We start from the raw sequence: 16937 nt of genomic DNA, 5'->3' as shown, positions 1-16937 counted from the left end.
TCCTGGAATGCTGCCGGGGGTGCTGGGGGAGTCGGGGTGGGGTGACCGGTGGATGCCGGATGCGGGCGGGGGCTCCGCGCTGGTCGGCGCTCAGCCCGCATGGGCGTACTCGCGCACGCCGTCGACCCAGGTCTCGTGGACGCGGATCGCGGCGATGGTGGACGGCTCGACGGTGAGTGGGTCGCTCGCGAGGAGGGCGAAGTCGGCGCGCTTGCCCGGGGTGATCGAACCGAGTTCGTCCTCGCGGCCGAGCGCGACCGCGCCCTGCAGGGTGTGACCCAGGAGTGCGTCGCGGGCACTGATCCGCAACGCGTCCGAGCCCAGCTGATGACCGCGCCGGGTGACCCGGGTGACGGCGGCTTGGATCGCCTCCAGCGGCTTGGGCTCGGCCACCGGTGCGTCCGAGCTGAGCGTGACCGGGACCCCGGCCTCGATGAACTCGCCGAGCGGGTTGAAGCGTTCACCGGGGGTGCCCACCGCGTCGGTGACCCCTTCGCCCCAGTTGTAGTAGTGCTGCGGTTGGTTCACGGGATGGATCCCCAACTCGCGCATCCGGACGATCTGCTCCTCGGACGGGAGTCCGCAGTGCTCGATGCGGTGGCGGGCGTCGGACGACGGGGTCGCCTCCTGTGCCGCCTGGATCGCGTCGATGACCATCGCGATCGCGGTGGGGGACTGCGCGTGGGTCGCCGTCTGCAGCCCGGCCGCGTGCGCGCGGGAGATGAGCTCGGCGTAGTCGGCGGGGTCGTGGTAGAGCTGTCCGGTGCGGCACGGGTCGCCGACGTAGCCGTCCGGGAAGTACGCGGTCCACCCGCCGAGGGTGCCGTCGGCGTAGAACTTGATGCCGCCGAAGGCGAGGTGCGCGTTGCCGAACGCGCCGTGGAGCCCCATCTCGAGTGCCTGGTCGAGCAGGTGCGAGAGGAGGTACATGCTGACTCGCGTCCTCAGGCCGCCCTGTTCGGCGAGACGCAGGTACATGTCGAACTCGCGCTTCGTGACCTGGGCGTCGCCGATCGTCGTCACGCCACCCTGCAGGAAGCGGTCCTGCGCGACCCGGAGCTGGCGGAGGTGCTCCTCCGGCTCGTCCTGCAGATGGAAGTTCGGGCCGTGGTGGCCGATCTTCACGCCGCTCACGCCGGTGAGGATGTTGCAGGCCGCGTCGGACAGTTCGCCGGTGAGTTCGCCGTCCTCGTCGCGGAAGAAGACGCCGCCGTCCGGGTCGGGGGTGTCGCGGGTGACGCCGGCTGCAGCCAGGGTGTGACTGTTGACGACGCCGCCGTGGCCGCTCGCGTTCATGAGGTAGACCTCGCGGTCGGCGCTCACCTCGTCGAGTTCGAATCGCGTGGGATGGCGCTGCTCGGCGAGGTTGCGGTGTTCGTAGCCGTACCCGCGGATCGGCTGGACGGCGGGCGTCGTCGCCGCGGCGGCGCGGAGCAGCGCGATGATCTCGGGGATGGTCGATGCGTGCTCGGGACCGCAGTCCACCCAGCTGAGCATCTGTCCGTACATGAGCGGGTGGGCGTGCGGGTCGATGAAGCCGGGCACGAGGACGCCGTCGAGCCGTCGCACCTCGGGCTCCTGCCCGCTGAGGCGGGTCGCGGCGGTCGTGCACTCGGAGACCGTCCCGACGGCGGCGATGCGCGAGCCGAAGACGAGGACCGCCTCGCCGTCCACATCGGGGTCGAGCGTGTGCATCGACGTCGGGACGAGGACGAGCGGGCGGCTCTCGAGCACGGAGCGTTCGTTGTCGTGGAGTTTACGCATGGGAGGGCTCCTGAGGGCTGCGGGTCGCGTCGCTGCGGCGGTGGCTGATGGGGAAGCTACGCCCTTCGCGCCAGGTGCGCAAACAGATCCACGGCCAGGCGGGCCGATCCGCCGACGATTCGACGACAACCGAGCGAAGTCGATGGAATACGTCCCGAAACCGACCATCACAGCCGCGCATACGTCACACTGGGGTGCAGAAGATTTTTCCGGCGATCTCTCGCCCAGCAGCCGAGGAGTCCGTCATGCCTGATCTCGATGAGCAGCTGATCGAGCTGCTGCAGCACGACGGGCGGGCGAGCTACAGCGAACTCGCGGAGCTCGCCGGGGTGAGTCGGGCGGTCGTCGCCGGGCGGCTGAGCACGCTCATCGGCACCGGTGCCGTGCGGGTGGTCGCCGCCGTCCACCCCGAGTTCCTCGGGCTACAGGCGTACGCGCACGTCTCCATCCACACCGCCGGAGCCGCGGCCGACACGATCCCCGCGCTCGTCGCACTCCCGGCGGCGGTCTTCGTCTCAGCGGTGAGCGGGGAGCACGATCTCGTCGTCGAGCTGCGCCTGCCGAACCAGCGCGAGCTGTACGCGACGGTCGCGGTGATCCGTGGACTGCCGGGGGTCGTGTCGGTCAACACGCTGCTCTACGTCGACGTCGTGACCGGGGTCTTCATGCCGGGCAAGCCGCTGCCTGCCGGCCTGCGGATCGATGGCGTCGACCTCGAACTCATGACGGCCCTCCAGGAGGACGGCCGCCGGAGCTACCGCGAGCTCGCCGATCAGGTCGGTTTGTCGGCGAGCTCGGTCCGGAGTCGCGTCACGGCACTCGTCGAACACCAGGTGGTGCGGATCGGGCCGGTCCTCAACCGTCGGCTGCGGAGTGCGAAGGCCGCCGCGGGTGTCGGCATCAACATCGACGGCGACGGCGTCCGGGCGATCGACGCGCTCCGGGGCCTCCGGGGGGTCGAGTTCATCGCGCGGACCATCGGGCGGTTCGACCTCGTCGCCACGATCTCGGCGGACTCGGCCCTCGGCCTGCACCAGGTGATCGACTCCCTCAAATCCCTCGACGACGTGATCCGGCTCGACAGCTGGATCCACCTCGAGGTCGTGAAGGAGCGCTACGAGTGGCCTCTCCCGGACGCCGGGCGGTAGGGCGGGTCAGTCGACGATGGCGATCGCGTCGATCTCGACGAGCATCTCCTCGCGGGGGAGGCCGGTGAAGACCGTGGTACGCGACGGCAGGACACCGCTCTTGACGCGCGAGCCGACGAACTCGCCGTAGGCGTCGTTCATGATCGCGAAGTCCTCGCGCTTCGTGAGGTAGACGCGCAGCATCATGACGTCGTCGAAGGTCGCGCCGCCGGCCTTGAGGATCGCCTCGACGTTCTGCAGCGTGCGGGTGGTCTGTGCAGCGACGTCACCCGGGAACAGGTACTCGTTGGTCGCCGGGTCGACGGGGCCCTGGCCGGAGACCTGGACGAAGTTGCCCTTGCGGACCCCCTGGGAGAAGGTGTGCGCGGGAGCCGGAGCGTCGGTCGTGGAGATGGCGGTGCGTGCGGTCATGGGGGTGTCCTTCGTGTGGTCGGCCCTTCGACAAGCTCAGGGACCGGGGTGGATGGTCGGGGACCGGGGTGATGGTCAGGGACCGGGGGTGGGTGGGGGAGGCGCGTAGCCGAGCTCGGCGGAGATCGCCTCCGTGGTGGCGAGCAACTGCGGCAGCAGGGCGCGGACGCCGCTGTGGGGGAGCACCATCGTCGGGACCGAGATCGACACGGCGGCGGCGACGCGGCCGTCCGGTCCGAACACCGGCGCGGCGACGCAGTTCATGAAGCTCTCGTGCTCCTCGTGGTCCTCCGCCCACCCGCGTCCGTTGGAGCGCTCGATCTCCGCGAGGAGGGCGTCGGCGTCGGTGATGGTCTTGTCGGTGTACCGCTCGAAGACGATGCCCGTGACGACGCGCCGGCGCTCGGCCTCGTCGAGTCCGCCGAGGAGCACCTTGGCCACGCCGGTCGCATACAGCGAGGCCGGCAGGCCCACGCGCGAGTACATCCGGAGCGGTTGGCGCGACTCGACCTTGTCGATGTAGAACACCGAACCGTTCTCGTACGCGGCGAGGTGGACCGTCTGACCGGTCGCCGCGCCGAGTGCACGGATGTGCGGGGCCGCGACCCCACGGACGTCCTGCTCGTCGAGCGCGGTCTGCGTCAGTTCGAACATCGCCCGCCCGAGGTGGTAGCGGTACGAGGCGTCGCGGGTGACGAAGCCGTGCTCCTCGAGCGTGTTGAGCAGGCGCAGCACCGTGGTCTTGTGCACACCGGCCGTCGCCGCGAGCGCGTCGAGGGAGTTCGTGCCGGAGACGATCTCGCGGAGGAGGTCAAGCGCCCGGGAGAGTGATTGACTCATGCGCCCACCGTCCCCGGTGATCCGGCCGTCGACCAGGGCAGCGGTCGGTCCGCGGCGATCCGCCACGAAGCCCACGACGCGTCGTCCGCCTCGACGATGGTGCGGACGCCGGGTGCGTCGGGGACCAGTTCCGGGCGGTCGCCGTGACAGATGAGCGTCGATGCCGCGACCGCGTGGCCGAGCCGCGTGCAGGCGGTGTCGTCGAGGCCGTCGGCCAGGCCGGCGAGGTATCCGGCGGCGAACGCGTCGCCCGCGCCGACCGTCTCGACGACGTCGACCGAGAGCGAGCGCACCACGCAGTGCTCCGCGACGCCCCGGTGGACCGTCGTCGCGGCGTTCTCCTCGTCCTTCAGGACGATGCGCTGCAGGGTGGGCAGATCCGCGAAGAGCCGCTCGGCGTCCGTATGCCCGAAGAACAGCTCGGCTTCGTCGGTGCCGAGGAAGAGGACCGAGGCCTGGTCGAGCAGACGGTGGAGTGCGGCCGTGGACCGGCGTTCCCAGAGGCGCGGCCGGAAGTTGAGGTCGACGCTGAGGACGGCCCCGTCGGGAAGGGTCCCACCCAGCTCGCCCACGAGGTCCGCGGTGGAGTCGGACAGCGCGGGCGTGATCCCCGAGGTGTGCACGATGGTCGACGCGGCGACGGCTGCGCGGGTCGCGTCGTGCCGGAGGGTGTCGGCACCGAGCGCCGACGCGGCCGAGCCGCTGCGGTAGTAGTGCATCCGCGGTCGTCGATCACCGTCGGCACCGACGACCGTCTCCTTCACGTAGAGCCCGGTGGGTCGGTGGTCGTCGCGCTCGACGGCGTCGGTGAGCACGCCGTCGTGGCGGGCCGTCTCAAGGATGTAGTCGCCGAAGCCGTCGTCGCCGACGCGGGAGATCCAGTGGGTGGGGACGCCCAGGCGCGCGAGGCTGGACGCGACGTTGAACTCGGCACCCCCGACGCCCGTGCGGTACTCGCGCGCCTCGGCGACGGGGAGCTGCCCCTCGGGGAGGAGGACGACCATCGCCTCGCCGATCGTGCTCACGGTGGACGGTGACGTCGTCATCACGGTTCCCCTCGTGTCGCGGCCCTGTCCGGTTGACGGCCTGTGGTCGCAATGCTAGAACAGACGTAGCGATCAGTGCAATGCGTGTTGCGCATGTTGCAACCCGCCTGACCGGTTCTCGGTGGCGCAACGCTCGGACCCGAAACGAGGAGACCATGACGGACGACTTCGACGCCGCCGACCTCGGGGTGCTCGACGGCAGCCTCAAGGGCTTCCCGCCGGCCTCCGTCGGAACCGATGCGGCCACGTTCCTCGAGGCTCGCCCGGCGCTCGCCGACTTCACGACGCCTCTTGTGACGCTCGACCGCTCGGCGGTCGCCGACAACGTCGAGACCATGCGGCAGTGGTGCGAGCGCGCCGGTGTCGGGCTCGCCCCACACGGCAAGACGACGATGAACCGTGCCCTCTGGCAACGTCAGCTCGACGCCGGAAGCTGGGGTGTCACCGTCGCGACGCCGTGGCAGCTCTCGATCGCCCTCGACTGGTCGATCCCCCGCGTCATGCTGGCCAACGCACTCGTGCAGCCCGAGCACCTCCGTGCCGTCGGGCGCGCGTTGGACGAGGGCGACACCGAGATCGTCGTGTGGGCCGACTCGGTCCGCGCGGTGGAGATCATGGCCCGCGTGCTGGCCGAGCAGCCGCCACGTCGTCCCTTGCCTGTGCTCGTCGAGCTCGGGGCACCGGGCGGCCGGACCGGGGCCCGTGACCACGCCACCGCCCGGGAGATCGTCGACGCCGTCGTCGCCTCGCCCGAGCTCGCGCTCGCCGGCGTCAGCGGGTACGAGGGAGCGCTCGCGCACCACGGCGACGAGGGTTCGCTCCGGATCGTCCGCGACTACCTCGAGTCCCTCGCGGCACTGCACACCGAGATGCTCGCGGGCGGCCGCTACGACGAGCGTGTCGACACCGTCGTCGTGACCGCCGGCGGCAGCGCCTACTTCGACGTCGTCGCCGAGGTGCTCGCCGGTCTGCGCGACCTCGACGGCGCGCGCGGCCCGCGCGTCGACGTCCTGCTGCGGTCCGGCGCCTACATCACCCACGACGACGGCTTCTACCGCGGGATCACGCCCCTCGGTCGACACGAGGGCGTCGGTTCGTTCCGCTCGGCGATCCACGGCTGGGCCACGGTCGTCTCCCGCCCCGAGCCCGGTCTCGCGCTCATCGACGGCGGCAAGCGCGACTTCCCCTTCGATGAGGGGCTGCCCGAGGTGCAGGGTGTCCGTCGTGCCGGTTCCAGCACCGTCGAACCGCTGGCCGGCGCGACGACCACGGCCATGAACGACCAGCACACCTTCGTCTCCCTGCCGCCCGGCAGCGACGTCGAGGTCGGCGACGTCATCCGCCTCGGCCTGTCCCACCCCTGCACCACCTTCGACAAGTGGCGTGCGCTCATCGTCGTCGACGACGTCCGTCTCGCCGAACCGCGCGCCGTCGACGCCGTCACCACCACCTTCGGCTGAGCCGACCCCGAACAGGAGACCCGCATGACGCTCGAGACCCCTGCGTCCGCGCCGCACGCCCTCGACGCGCTCTACGCCGACCGCGCCATCGCCGTCGTGCGCGTGCCCGTCATCCCCGACCCGGTCGAACTCTGCCGGGCGCTCGCCGCGGGCGGCATCCGCAGCGTCGAGTTCACCTTCACCACCCCCGGCGTCGAGGCGCTGATCCGGGCCGCAGCCGATGCGATCGCCGACCACGGCGCGGTGATCGGTGCCGGGACGGTCGTGGACCGCGACACCGCGCAGCGCGCCATCGACGCCGGCGCGCAGTTCCTCGTCACTCCCGGCTTGAGCGAGGAGGTCGCCGAGGTCGCGACCGCCGCCGGCGTGCCGTTCCTGCTCGGCGCGATGACGCCCAGCGAGGTCATGCGGGCGGCCGCACTCGGCTCGCACGCGGTGAAGATCTTCCCCGCCGCCGCCATGGGCCCCGGGTTCCTCAAGGACCTGTCCGGCCCGTTCCCCGGTCTCCGGCTCGTGCCCTCCGGTGGGCTGCACGCCGGGAACGCCCGTGAGTACATCCAGGCCGGTGCCGCCGCCGTGACCGCGGGGTCCAGCGTGGTCGGAGCGGCCGACGTCGCCGCCGCGGATTGGGCCGGCGTCACCGAGCGCGCGGCCGCGTTCACCGCGGCGGCCCTGCTGCCGTGAGCTCACGGCCGACGGGTGATGCGCGCGCGGTGCTCCTCCGCGATGCGCGCATCGTCGACGGCACCGGTGGCCCGAGCACGCTCGGCTCGGTGCTCATCGACGGCGGCCGCATCGTCGCGATCGGTGCCGACGCCGCCACTGACGCGCCGGCCGATGCGCTCGTCGTCGACGCCGAGGGGCTCGTCGCCGCACCGGGGTTCATCGACATGCACGCGCACTCCGACCTCGCCGTGCTCCGCGACCGTGACCACCTCGCGAAGGTCTCGCAGGGCGTCACCACCGAGGTGCTCGGGCAGGACGGCCTCTCCTACGCGCCGACCGACGACCGCACGATGGCGATCGTCCGGCAGCAGATCGCCGGCTGGAACGGCCAGCCTGACGACGTGGACTTCGCCTGGCGGAGCGTCGGCGAGTACCTCGACCGCGTCGACCGCGGAGCCGCGCTGAACGTCGCCTACCTCGTGCCGCAGGGTTCCGTCCGCATGCTCGTGGTCGGCACCGAGAACCGCGCCGCCACTCCGGACGAGATCGAGCGCATGCAGGAGCTCGTCGCCGCAGGGCTCCGGGAGGGCGCCGTCGGCATGTCCTCCGGCCTCACCTACGTGCCCGGGATGTTCGCCGACACCGAGGAGCTCGTCGCGCTGTGCCGCACGGTCGCGGAGCACGGCGGCTTCTACGCACCGCACCAGCGCTCCTACGGGAAGGGTGCCCTCGAGGCGTATGCGGAGATGATCGACGTCAGTCGTCGCTCCGGCTGCGCGCTGCACCTCACGCACGCGACGATGAACTTCGGCGTCAACGCCGGTCGTGCCGCGGAGCTCGTGGCGCTCATCGACGAGGCCATCGCCGACGGTGTCGACCTCACGCTCGACACCTACCCCTACCTGCCGGGATCGACCACGCTCTCGGCACTGCTCCCGAGCTGGGCGGCCGTCGGCGGGCCGGAAGCGACGCTCGAGCGTCTGGGCGACGACGACGTCCGCGCGCGGGTGCGGCACGAGCTCGAAGTGCTCGGCACCGACGGCTGCCACGGCGTCGTCACCGACTGGGCGACGATCGAGATCTCCGGTGTCGCGAACCCCGAGCTCGCGGGCTACGTGGGGCGGACCGTCTCCGCCATCGCCGCCGAGGACACCGGCCACGCCTGGTCCGGCGACCCCACCGCCCTGTTCTTTGAGCTCCTCGAGGCCGACCGCCTCGCGACCGGCATCCTCCAGCACGTCGGCGACGAGGCCAACGTGCGCACGATGATGGTGCACCCGGCCCACACGGGCGGAAGCGACGGCATCCTCATCGGTGCGAAACCCCACCCGCGCGCCTGGGGCACCTTCCCTCGCTACCTCGGGCACTACGTCCGTGAAGCCGGTGTGCTCGGACTCGAGGACGCCGTCGCCCACCTCACCTCCCGTCCGGCCGCCCGACTCGGACTCACCGACCGCGGCGTCCTCCGCGTCGGTGCCGTCGCCGACGTCGTCCTCTTCGACCCCGAGACGATCGCCGACCGCGCGACCTTCGCCGAACCGCGGCAGCAGGCCGCCGGCATCCCGTGGGTCTTCGTGAACGGCGCAGCCGTCATCGCCGACGGTCGTCGCACCGACGCCGTCCCCGGTCGCTCGCTCCGGCGACGCCCATCCTGACCCGTCCCTCCTCCCCGCCGACACAGAAGGTCCTCCCATGCCCATCCACGCCCTCGCGAGCCGCGTCGCAGCCGCCGCACCTGCCCCGAGCGACCCCATCGGCTGGTTGCAGCAGACCACCCCCGGCCTGCTCATCCTGTGTGCCGTCGCCATCGCGGTGCTGCTGTTCCTCATCATCCGGGTCAAGCTCGAGCCCTTCATCTCGCTGTTCATCGTGGGCATCGGCCTGGCGCTGGCGACGGGCACGAGCATCTACAAGATCGTCGGCGTCGCCGTCCCGGACCCGTTCGACGACGAGCAGATCAAACCCGGTGCGTCACTCCTCGAGACCGGCTTCGGCGGCATCCTCGGGCACATCACCATCATCATCGGCCTCGGCACCGTGCTCGGCGCGATCCTGGAACGCTCGGGTGGCGCCGACGTCCTCATCCGCAAGCTCCTCGGCCGCTTCGGTGAACGTGGCGCGCCGGTCGCGATGGGGCTCACCGGGCTCATCTTCGGCATCCCCGTGTTCTTCGACGTCGGCATCTTCGTCCTCGCGCCCCTCGTCTACATCACCGCACGCCGCGGCGGGAAGTCGCTCGTGCTCTACGCGCTCCCGATGCTCGCCGGCCTCTCGATGACGCACGCGTTCCTGCCCCCGCACCCGGGACCGACGGCGCTCGCCGGCACCTTCGAGGTCGGGCTCGGCTGGCTCATCCTCATGGGCTTCCTCTGCGGTATCCCCGCGTTCATCGCGTCCGGTATCGCCTGGCCGCTGTGGATCGGCAAGCGCGTCATGGTGTCCGTGCCCGAGGAGTACGTGCTCGAGCCCGAGGACGACGCCCCGGAGCGCAAGGACATCTCGCTGTGGGCGGTCGGACTCATCATCATCACGCCGATCCTGCTCATCCTCGCCGCGACCTTCGGCGCCCTGGCCCTGCCGAGCGGCCCGCTGCTCGAGGCGCTGACGCTCATCGGGAACCCCGCGGTCGCGCTGACGATCGCCGTGTGCCTCGCCTACTACGTCCTCGGGGTGCGGCGCGGCATGACGCTCGCCGAGCTGGGTGAGCTCTCCGGGCAGTCGTTGCGTCCCATCGGCATGATCCTGCTCGTGGTCGGCGCCGGTGCGTTCTTCGGTGCCGTCATCTCGGCGACCGGCGTCGGGGCGGCTCTGGCCGAGGTGCTCGGTTCGCTCGGCCTGCCGATCATCGTGTCGGCGTACCTCATCAGCTCCGGACTCCGCATCGCGCAGGGATCGGCGACGGCGGCGATCGTCATCACCGCGGGCATCCTGCAGCCGGTCGTCCTCGCGGGTGACTACTCGCAGCCGCAGTTGGCGCTCATCGGCATCGCGATCGCGGCCGGATCGATCACGCTCTCGCACGTCAACGACGGCGGCTTCTGGATCATCGCGAAGTACTTCAACATGTCGGTCAAGCAGACGCTCGCGACCTGGACCGTCCTCGAGACGATCCTGTCGGTCGTCGGCTTCGGGATGGTCGCCCTGATCTGGCTGTTCGTCTAGGTTCCGCGCGCTGACCCGTTCTCAGGAGTGTCCGGGCGTGTCGCTGTCTGGCGAGGCCGGCGCGCCGGAGGACTCCTGAGAACGGTCGCTCGGTGGACGCTCAGAAGAGGCGGGAGTCGCTGTCGTCGAGGCCGCGCATCGCGTCGTAGTCGAGGACGACGCAGCGGATCCCGCGGTCCTGCGCGAGGGTGCGCGCCTGCGGCTTGATCTCCTGTGCAGCGAACACGCCCTGCACGGGGGCGAGGAGCGGGTCGCGGTTCATGAGTTCGAGGTACCGCGTGAGTTGCTCGACACCGTCGATGTCGCCGCGCCGCTTCAGCTCGACCGCGACGGAGGCGCCACTCGCGTCGGTGGCGAGGATGTCGACCGGGCCGATGGCGGTCATGTACTCGCGACGGATGAGCCGGTAGCCGTCGCCGAGGAGCTCGATCTGTTCGGCGAGGAGCTTCTGCAGGTGCGCCTCGACGCCGTCCTTCTGGAGGCCGGGGTCGACGCCCAGCTCGTGAGCGCTGTCGTGCTGGACCTCGTGGATCGAGACGATGAGCGCGTCACCCGTCTTCTTGTGGGTGACCTTCCACAGTTCGGTGATGCCGGCGGCTGCCTGCGTCTCGTCGGGTTCGACGGTCGTGAGCGTGCAGGGCGGGCTCATCCAGTTGAGCGGCTTGTAGGAACCGCCGTCGGAGTGGACGAGGAGGCTGCCGTCGTTCTTCACCATGAGGAGCCGGGTGGCGAGGGGCAGATGGGCACTGAGGCGTCCGGCGTAATCGACGGAACAGCGGGCTATGACGAGACGCACCAGACGAGTCTAGGAGGCGAGCCGCGGAAGCGGGTGCGTCGAGGGTGGGGAACGGGGTTCGAGTCGGTGTCAGCGCTTCCGGCGGCTGCTCTCGCGAGCCGCAGGTGATGCCAGGCCGGCGAGCACGATGAGGACGAGGACGACGAACAGGGCGTTGAGGAGTCCGATGCTGTCGCCGAGGATGCCGATGAGCGGCGGCCCGACGAGGAACGCGCAGTATCCGATCATCGCGACGGCGCTCACCCGTGCCGCGGCCCGCTTGGAGTCGTCGGCCGCTGCGGACATCCCGACCGGGAAGCCGAGCGAGGCGCCGAGCCCCCACAGCACGGTGCCGAGGACCATGAGGCCCGTCACCGGCGTCAGGATGAACAGCACGAGCCCGGCGATCGCGGCTCCCGCCGACACCTGCAGCACGGGCACACGGCCGAAGCGGTCGATGAGCGGCCCGCCGACGATCCGACCGACGGTCATCGCGGTGACGAACACGCCGTAGACGAGCGCGCCCGTCGTGTTGCTCTGCTCGTGGCCGTCGACCACGGCGAGGGCGAGCCAGTCGTTGGCGCTGCCCTCGGCGAACGCCATGCCGAGCATGATGACGCCGATGAGGATGAGTCGGCCGTCCGCCCAGACGGACAGGCTCTCGCGCAGTCGTTCGCGCCAGGGCGTCTTCGGGGCGTCGTCGAGGTCGACGACCGCCTGCTCGGCCGGGACGAAGCGGACGGCGATGACGGCGGCGACGGCGATGACGACCGCCAGGATCAGTGCGTGCCAGAAGACCTCGACACCGGCGGCCGACGCGAGGGCGCCGAGCCCGGCGCCCGCCACGGTCCCGAAGCTGAAGCACGCGTGCATGAGCGGCATGACCGTCTTGCCGAGTTCCTGCTCCGCCGCGGCTCCCTCGACGTTCATCATGACGTCCAGGGCGCCGTTGCCGAAGCCGAAGATGATGAGCCCGACGAGGACGATCCCTTCGAGCGGCACGAGGCTCGCACCGACGCCGATGAGCAGCAGGCCGGCGGCGACGAGGCCGAGCGTCAATCGCATCCCGTTCCGCGGGCCGAGCCGGGCGAGCAGGTGCTGCGAGGCGACGAGGCCGAGGATCGACCCGATCGACATGCCGAGGATGAGGAGGCCGACCGTCCCGGTGGTGAGGTCGAGGTTGTCGCGGATCGCCGGCAACCGTGCGACCCAGGTGGCGATGCTGAGCCCGCTGAGGGCGAAGATCACGAAGATCGCGTTGCGCCAGGCGAGGAGTTCGCGGCGGGGACGCACGGCGACGGGTGCGGTCTGCGGGGTGGTCGGCTCTGACACGGGGTCCTCGGGATCGGTGCTTCGGGCGCCGGAGCGCTGCGTGGAACGGGTGGAACGTCGGCGGATCGGCGTGGATCCGTGCAGAGTCGAATCGATTCGATTCCGTCGACTAAGCTAGCAGATCGTGGACCAGGAATCACGCCCCTCACGACCGACGCTCGCCGATGTCGCCGAGCGCGCCGGGGTGTCGCCGTCGACCGCCTCCCTCGCGTTCAGCGGGGCCGGGCCGGTCTCCGAGGCGACGAAGCGGCGCGTGCTGCAAGCCGCGGCCGACCTCGACTACGGCGGTCCGGACCCCCGTGCCCGCTCCCTCCGTCAGGGTAGGAGCGGCATCGTCGGAGCGGTCGTCGCCGGTCGGATCGGGCACTCCTTCCGCGACCCGGTCATGGTGCAGACGCTCGACGGGCTCGCCGACGAACTGGGCGCGGTCGGCGCGGGTCTCCTCCTCCTGAACGACGCCCAGGAGGGCACCCTCCAGCTGAGCAACGCACCGATGGACGGGGTCGTGCTCATCGGCTGCAGCCCGAACCTCGACAGCTCGGTCGCGGTGCTCAGTCGCCGGGGGATGCCCATCGTCTCGATCGAGGGACTCGCGGCACTCGGGGTCCCGGACATTGCGGTCGACAACCGCGGTGGCGTGCGTCAGGAGGCGCAGCACCTCGCCGACCTCGGGCACGAGCGGGTCGCCGTCGTCACCCTCAACCTGGATCCGACGGAACGCCGCGGTCCGCTGACGCCCGAGTGGGAGGGCGGCGCGACGACCGTCCCCGCGATCGAGCGCCTGCAGGGCCTCCGCGACGTCTTCCCCGGCGCCAGCGGGTTCGTCTCCACCGGATCCTCGCTGGAGGAGGGGCGCATCGCCGGCCACGCCATCCTCGACGTCCCGGTGGGTGAGCGCCCGACGGCCGTCGCCGCGCAGAGCGACCTCCTCGCTGCCGGGGTGATCCGTGCGGCCGAGGAACTCGGCATCGAGGTTCCCCGTGAGCTCAGTGTCGTCGGGTTCGACGGCATCCGGGTAGAGGGACTCGACTACGACCTCACGACGGTCTGGCAGCCCTCCCGGGAGAAGGGCTCGGCGGCCGGCCGGGCGATCGTCGCGATGCTGGACGGCCGTGAACCGGACTCCGAGCAGTTCGCGGTGCGCTTCCACCGTGGCGCGACGACGGCGCCGGTCCCCGCTCCACAGGGCTGAGGTCGACCTGAGGTTTCCCGGGCCCCTGCCGCGCGACGGACCAGGCCCGTAGGGTTGAAGGCGACGCTCGAAGGAGACCCATGACCGACCAGCCCATCGCCACCGCAGCACTCGTCCAGCAGGAGGCGGCATCGCTGGCCGTCGCCCTCGCCCCCGTGTATCAAGACCTCCACGCCCACCCGGAGCTCTCCTTCGCGGAGCATCGCACCGCAGCGCTCGTGGCCGATCGCATCACGGGCCTCGGGTACGCCGTCGCGACCGGGATCGGCGGCACGGGCGTCGTCGGCGTTCTGGAGAACGGTGCTGGGCCGACGGTGCTCCTCCGTGCCGACATGGACGGTCTGCCCGTGTTGGAGGAGACGGGCCTCGACTACGCGAGCGTCGTGCGCGGGGTCGACCCGGAGGGCAACGACGTCCCCGTCATGCACGCCTGCGGTCACGACGTCCACGTCACCTGCCTGCTGGGCGCCGCCGAACTGCTCGCCGCCCGGCGGTCAACCTGGTCGGGCACGCTCGTGGTGCTCTTCCAGCCGGCCGAGGAGGCCGGGGGAGGCGCGCAGGCGATGATCGACGACGAGCTGTACACCCGGGTGCCGAAGCCCGACGTCGTGTTCGGTCAGCACGTCGGCCCACTTCCCGCCGGTGTGGTCGGCACGCACGCCGGCCCGTCGTTCGCCGCGACGGATGCCTACCGCGTCACCTTCCACGGCCGAGGCGGGCACGGCTCCCGCCCTCAGTCCACCATCGACCCGATCGTGATGGCGGCGTCGGCGGTCGTCCGGCTCCAGTCGATCGTGTCGCGCGAGGTCGCCGGCACCGACACCGCGGTGCTCACGGTCGGCACCATGCACGCCGGGACGAAGAACAACATCATCCCCGACACGGCGCAGATCGGGGTCAACATCCGCAGCTACGAACCACACGTGCGCAACCGCGTCGTCGGGTCCATGGAACGCATCATCCGCGCCGAAGCGGCGGCGTCCGGCGCCGAGCGCGAACCGGTGATCGAGCACACGGAGGCGTTCCCGGTGCTCGTGAACGACCCGGCCGCCACCGCGGAGGTGACGGCGGTCTTCGGTGAGGCGTTCGGTGCCAACCGCGTCGTCGATCCGGGGCTCGTCACGGGCAGCGAAGACGTCGGGATGCTGGCGACGGCCGCCGACGCACCGATCGTCTACTGGATCCTCGGCGGTGCCGATCCACAGGCCTTCGCCGCGGCCTACGCGTCCGGGCGCATGGAGCAGGACCTCCCCGGTAACCACTCGGCGAAGTTCGCGCCGCTCATCCACCCCACCCTCGACACCGGCATCGCGGCGCTCTCGCTCGCCGCGCTGTCCCGCCTGAGCGGAACGGAGGCCGGCGCATGATCGTCGTCACGACCGACACGGTGGCCGGCCACCGCATCGACGCCGTCCTCGGTGAGGTCGTCGGCCTCACGGTGCGGGCCCGCGACTGGGGCTCCTCGATGTCCATCGGGTTCTCGGCACTCGGCGGCGGCGAGGTCCCCGGCATGACGCAGCTGCTGTTCGAGTCCCGCCAGGAGGTCATGCGGCGCCTCGTCGCGGACGCAGAGCAGCGCGGTGCCAACGCGGTGTTGGCCATGCGCCTCGAGACGACCGACATCGGTGGTGCCTGGACGCAGCTGACCGCCTACGGCACCGCCGCGTACCTCGTCCCGATCCCCGAGGGTGAGCCCGGGGCGACGGGGCAGTCGGCCTACGCGGCGGCCCAGCCCGACGCGCCCAAGCCCCGCGGCGGCGTCTGATCGCCGGCCGGCCGGCCGTCACCGAGGAGGGATCACCATGACCGCGTGGATCGACGAGCTCATCGCCGAGGCGACCGCGGCCGTGCGCGAGCGCAGCGACCAGCGGGTGGCGGAGCGGTTCGAACGCTGCTTCGCCGACACCCTGCACAGCACGATGACGCCCATGCCGGACGGCACCGTGTTCATGCTCACCGGCGACATCCCCGCGATGTGGTTGCGAGACTCGAGCGCGCAGCTCGCGCCGTACCTCCACTTCGCTGCCGAGCGGCCAGAGCTGGCCGACCTCCTCGTCGCCGTCAACCGTCGCCAGCTCGACGCGATCGCCCTCGATCCCTACGCCAACGCCTTCAACGCCGAACCGAACGGTCACGGCCACCACGACGACCGCACCGACGCCTCGCCCTGGGTGTGGGAACGCAAGTACGAGATCGACTCGCTCGGCTACCCGCTCCAGCTCGCACACGACCTCTGGCTGGCGACGGGCCGTTCCGACCACCTCGACGAGCGGTTCCGCGCCGCCGTCACCGCCGCGGTGGGTGTCTGGCGCACCGAGCAGCACCATGAGGAGCGCTCGCCGTACCGGTTCCAACGGTTCGACGCGCCGCTCTCCGACACCCTCGTCCGCGACGGACTCGGCCCGGAGACCACGTTCACGGGCCTCTCGTGGTCGGGGTTCCGGCCGAGTGACGACGCGGCGCGGTACGGCTACAACGTGCCGGGCAACCTCTTCGCCGCGGTGACGCTCGCCGGGGTCGAGGCGATCGCGGTGGACGTGCTCGACGACGAGGCGCTCGCCGCGGACGCCCGCTCGCTCCGACGCGAGCTCGAGGCGGCGATCGACGCCCACGGAGTCGTGTCGACCGACCGGTACGGCGATGTCTACGCCTACGAGGTCGATGGCTTCGGCAACGCCCTGCTCATGGACGACGCGAACGTGCCGAGCCTCCTCTCGCTGCCGTTCCTCGGCTGGTGTGCACCGGACGACGCCCGGTACCTCGCCACCCGGCGGTTCCTGCTGAGCGAGGACGACCCGAGTTTCTTCGTCGGATCCTCCGCCCGCGGGATCGGCAGCCCGCACACCCCGCACGATCACATCTGGCCGATCGCCCTCGCCATGGAGGGGCTCACCTCGACGGACGACGCGGAGCGCGCGCGCCTCCTCGACACCCTCCTGCGCACCGACGCCGGCACCGGGGTCATGCACGAGTCCTTCCACAAGGACGACCCGGCCACCTTCACCCGCCCGTGGTTCTCCTGGGCCAACGCGATGTTCTGCGAGTTCGTCCTCGACGTCGTGGGTCTGCGCACCCACATCAGGCGTCCCGTCCCGCGCGGAGCCTGAGCCGGCCACCGAGGCCCACGCACCGAACTCGGAG

Annotated in this window: 15 protein-coding genes; 9 read left to right on the top strand and 6 right to left on the bottom strand. The window is 71.1% G+C overall.

Annotation, left to right across the window (positions count from 1 at the left end; translation table 11 throughout):
* Positions 1 to 90: 90 nt before the first annotated feature.
* Complete coding sequence (locus ASF68_RS10405; RefSeq protein WP_056009937.1) at positions 91 to 1764, bottom strand: amidohydrolase; 1674 nt, start codon at positions 1762 to 1764, stop codon at positions 91 to 93.
* A gap of 245 nt (positions 1765 to 2009) precedes the next feature.
* Between ASF68_RS10405 and ASF68_RS10400 the strand changes: the two genes are divergently transcribed.
* Positions 2010 to 2912 (top strand): Lrp/AsnC family transcriptional regulator, encoded by a 903-nt coding sequence (locus ASF68_RS10400; RefSeq protein ID WP_056009935.1) that lies wholly within the window; start codon positions 2010 to 2012, stop codon positions 2910 to 2912.
* 6 nt (positions 2913 to 2918) lie between these two features.
* Here the strand turns inward: ASF68_RS10400 and ASF68_RS10395 are convergent, their stop codons facing one another.
* The 3 genes from ASF68_RS10395 to ASF68_RS10385 all read right to left on the bottom strand — a co-directional run bounded on the left by ASF68_RS10395 (position 2919) and on the right by ASF68_RS10385 (position 5209).
* Positions 2919 to 3323: a RidA family protein gene (locus tag ASF68_RS10395; RefSeq protein WP_056009933.1), complete on the bottom strand. Its 405-nt coding sequence runs from the start codon at positions 3321 to 3323 to the stop codon at positions 2919 to 2921.
* A 75-nt stretch (positions 3324 to 3398) separates the two neighbouring features.
* Entirely contained in the window at positions 3399 to 4163 is a 765-nt protein-coding gene (locus ASF68_RS10390) for an IclR family transcriptional regulator (protein ID WP_056011768.1), read from the bottom strand.
* Entirely contained in the window at positions 4160 to 5209 is a 1050-nt protein-coding gene (locus ASF68_RS10385; protein ID WP_056009932.1) for a sugar kinase, read from the bottom strand. Before ASF68_RS10385 ends, ASF68_RS10390 begins: the two co-directional genes overlap by 4 nt.
* 155 nt (positions 5210 to 5364) lie before the next feature.
* On the opposite strand from ASF68_RS10385, the gene ASF68_RS10380 reads away from it, so the two are divergent.
* The 4 genes from ASF68_RS10380 to ASF68_RS10365 are packed head-to-tail and all read left to right on the top strand — an operon-like array spanning position 5365 to position 10497.
* Positions 5365 to 6669: an alanine racemase gene (locus ASF68_RS10380; RefSeq protein WP_056009930.1), complete on the top strand. Its 1305-nt coding sequence runs from the start codon at positions 5365 to 5367 to the stop codon at positions 6667 to 6669.
* Between the two features lie 24 nt (positions 6670 to 6693).
* On the top strand, positions 6694 to 7353 hold the full coding sequence (locus ASF68_RS10375; RefSeq protein WP_056009928.1) for a bifunctional 4-hydroxy-2-oxoglutarate aldolase/2-dehydro-3-deoxy-phosphogluconate aldolase: 660 nt from the start codon (positions 6694 to 6696) through the stop codon (positions 7351 to 7353).
* Positions 7350 to 8990: an amidohydrolase family protein gene (locus ASF68_RS10370; RefSeq protein WP_235526784.1), complete on the top strand. Its 1641-nt coding sequence runs from the start codon at positions 7350 to 7352 to the stop codon at positions 8988 to 8990. The genes ASF68_RS10375 and ASF68_RS10370 overlap by 4 nt, the downstream gene beginning before the upstream one ends.
* Before the next feature lie 37 nt (positions 8991 to 9027).
* A complete protein-coding gene (locus ASF68_RS10365; protein WP_056009924.1) occupies positions 9028 to 10497 on the top strand; it encodes a GntP family permease in 1470 nt (489 codons plus the stop codon).
* 100 nt (positions 10498 to 10597) lie between these two features.
* Here ASF68_RS10365 and nucS read toward each other — a convergent pair whose 3' ends face one another.
* Both nucS and ASF68_RS10355 read right to left on the bottom strand, forming a co-directional pair.
* Positions 10598 to 11293 (bottom strand): endonuclease NucS, encoded by a 696-nt coding sequence (gene nucS, locus ASF68_RS10360; RefSeq protein ID WP_056009922.1) that lies wholly within the window; start codon positions 11291 to 11293, stop codon positions 10598 to 10600.
* Between the two features lie 69 nt (positions 11294 to 11362).
* Positions 11363 to 12604 (bottom strand): MFS transporter, encoded by a 1242-nt coding sequence (locus ASF68_RS10355; RefSeq protein ID WP_056009921.1) that lies wholly within the window; start codon positions 12602 to 12604, stop codon positions 11363 to 11365.
* Between the two features lie 124 nt (positions 12605 to 12728).
* Between ASF68_RS10355 and ASF68_RS10350 the strand changes: the two genes are divergently transcribed.
* The 4 genes from ASF68_RS10350 to ASF68_RS10335 all read left to right on the top strand — a co-directional run bounded on the left by ASF68_RS10350 (position 12729) and on the right by ASF68_RS10335 (position 16903).
* Positions 12729 to 13796, top strand: a complete 1068-nt coding sequence (locus ASF68_RS10350) for a LacI family DNA-binding transcriptional regulator (RefSeq protein WP_235522598.1) — start codon at positions 12729 to 12731, stop codon at positions 13794 to 13796.
* 80 nt (positions 13797 to 13876) lie between these two features.
* Complete coding sequence (locus ASF68_RS10345; RefSeq protein ID WP_082498570.1) at positions 13877 to 15163, top strand: amidohydrolase; 1287 nt, start codon at positions 13877 to 13879, stop codon at positions 15161 to 15163.
* Positions 15160 to 15561, top strand: coding sequence for a YbjQ family protein (locus ASF68_RS10340; RefSeq protein ID WP_056009919.1), 402 nt, complete (start codon positions 15160 to 15162; stop codon positions 15559 to 15561). Before ASF68_RS10345 ends, ASF68_RS10340 begins: the two co-directional genes overlap by 4 nt.
* Before the next feature lie 37 nt (positions 15562 to 15598).
* Positions 15599 to 16903: a glycoside hydrolase family 125 protein gene (locus ASF68_RS10335; RefSeq protein ID WP_056009917.1), complete on the top strand. Its 1305-nt coding sequence runs from the start codon at positions 15599 to 15601 to the stop codon at positions 16901 to 16903.
* The last annotated feature ends 34 nt before the right edge of the window (positions 16904 to 16937 follow it).

The organism is Plantibacter sp. Leaf314 (genome assembly GCF_001423185.1).
Classification (GTDB): domain Bacteria; phylum Actinomycetota; class Actinomycetes; order Actinomycetales; family Microbacteriaceae; genus Plantibacter.
This window is presented reverse-complemented; position numbering and strand designations above follow the sequence as displayed.

Coding starts and splice junctions, on each gene's coding strand:
- ASF68_RS10375 (WP_056009928.1), top strand. CDS start 6,694: ATGACGCTCGAGACCCCTGCGTCCGCGCCGCACGCCCTCGACGCGCTC.
- ASF68_RS10385 (WP_056009932.1), bottom strand. CDS start 5,209: ATGACGACGTCACCGTCCACCGTGAGCACGATCGGCGAGGCGATGGTC.
- ASF68_RS10405 (WP_056009937.1), bottom strand. CDS start 1,764: ATGCGTAAACTCCACGACAACGAACGCTCCGTGCTCGAGAGCCGCCCG.
- ASF68_RS10340 (WP_056009919.1), top strand. CDS start 15,160: ATGATCGTCGTCACGACCGACACGGTGGCCGGCCACCGCATCGACGCC.
- ASF68_RS10345 (WP_082498570.1), top strand. CDS start 13,877: ATGACCGACCAGCCCATCGCCACCGCAGCACTCGTCCAGCAGGAGGCG.
- ASF68_RS10395 (WP_056009933.1), bottom strand. CDS start 3,323: ATGACCGCACGCACCGCCATCTCCACGACCGACGCTCCGGCTCCCGCG.
- ASF68_RS10390 (WP_056011768.1), bottom strand. CDS start 4,163: ATGAGTCAATCACTCTCCCGGGCGCTTGACCTCCTCCGCGAGATCGTC.
- ASF68_RS10365 (WP_056009924.1), top strand. CDS start 9,028: ATGCCCATCCACGCCCTCGCGAGCCGCGTCGCAGCCGCCGCACCTGCC.
- ASF68_RS10400 (WP_056009935.1), top strand. CDS start 2,010: ATGCCTGATCTCGATGAGCAGCTGATCGAGCTGCTGCAGCACGACGGG.
- ASF68_RS10380 (WP_056009930.1), top strand. CDS start 5,365: ATGACGGACGACTTCGACGCCGCCGACCTCGGGGTGCTCGACGGCAGC.
- ASF68_RS10335 (WP_056009917.1), top strand. CDS start 15,599: ATGACCGCGTGGATCGACGAGCTCATCGCCGAGGCGACCGCGGCCGTG.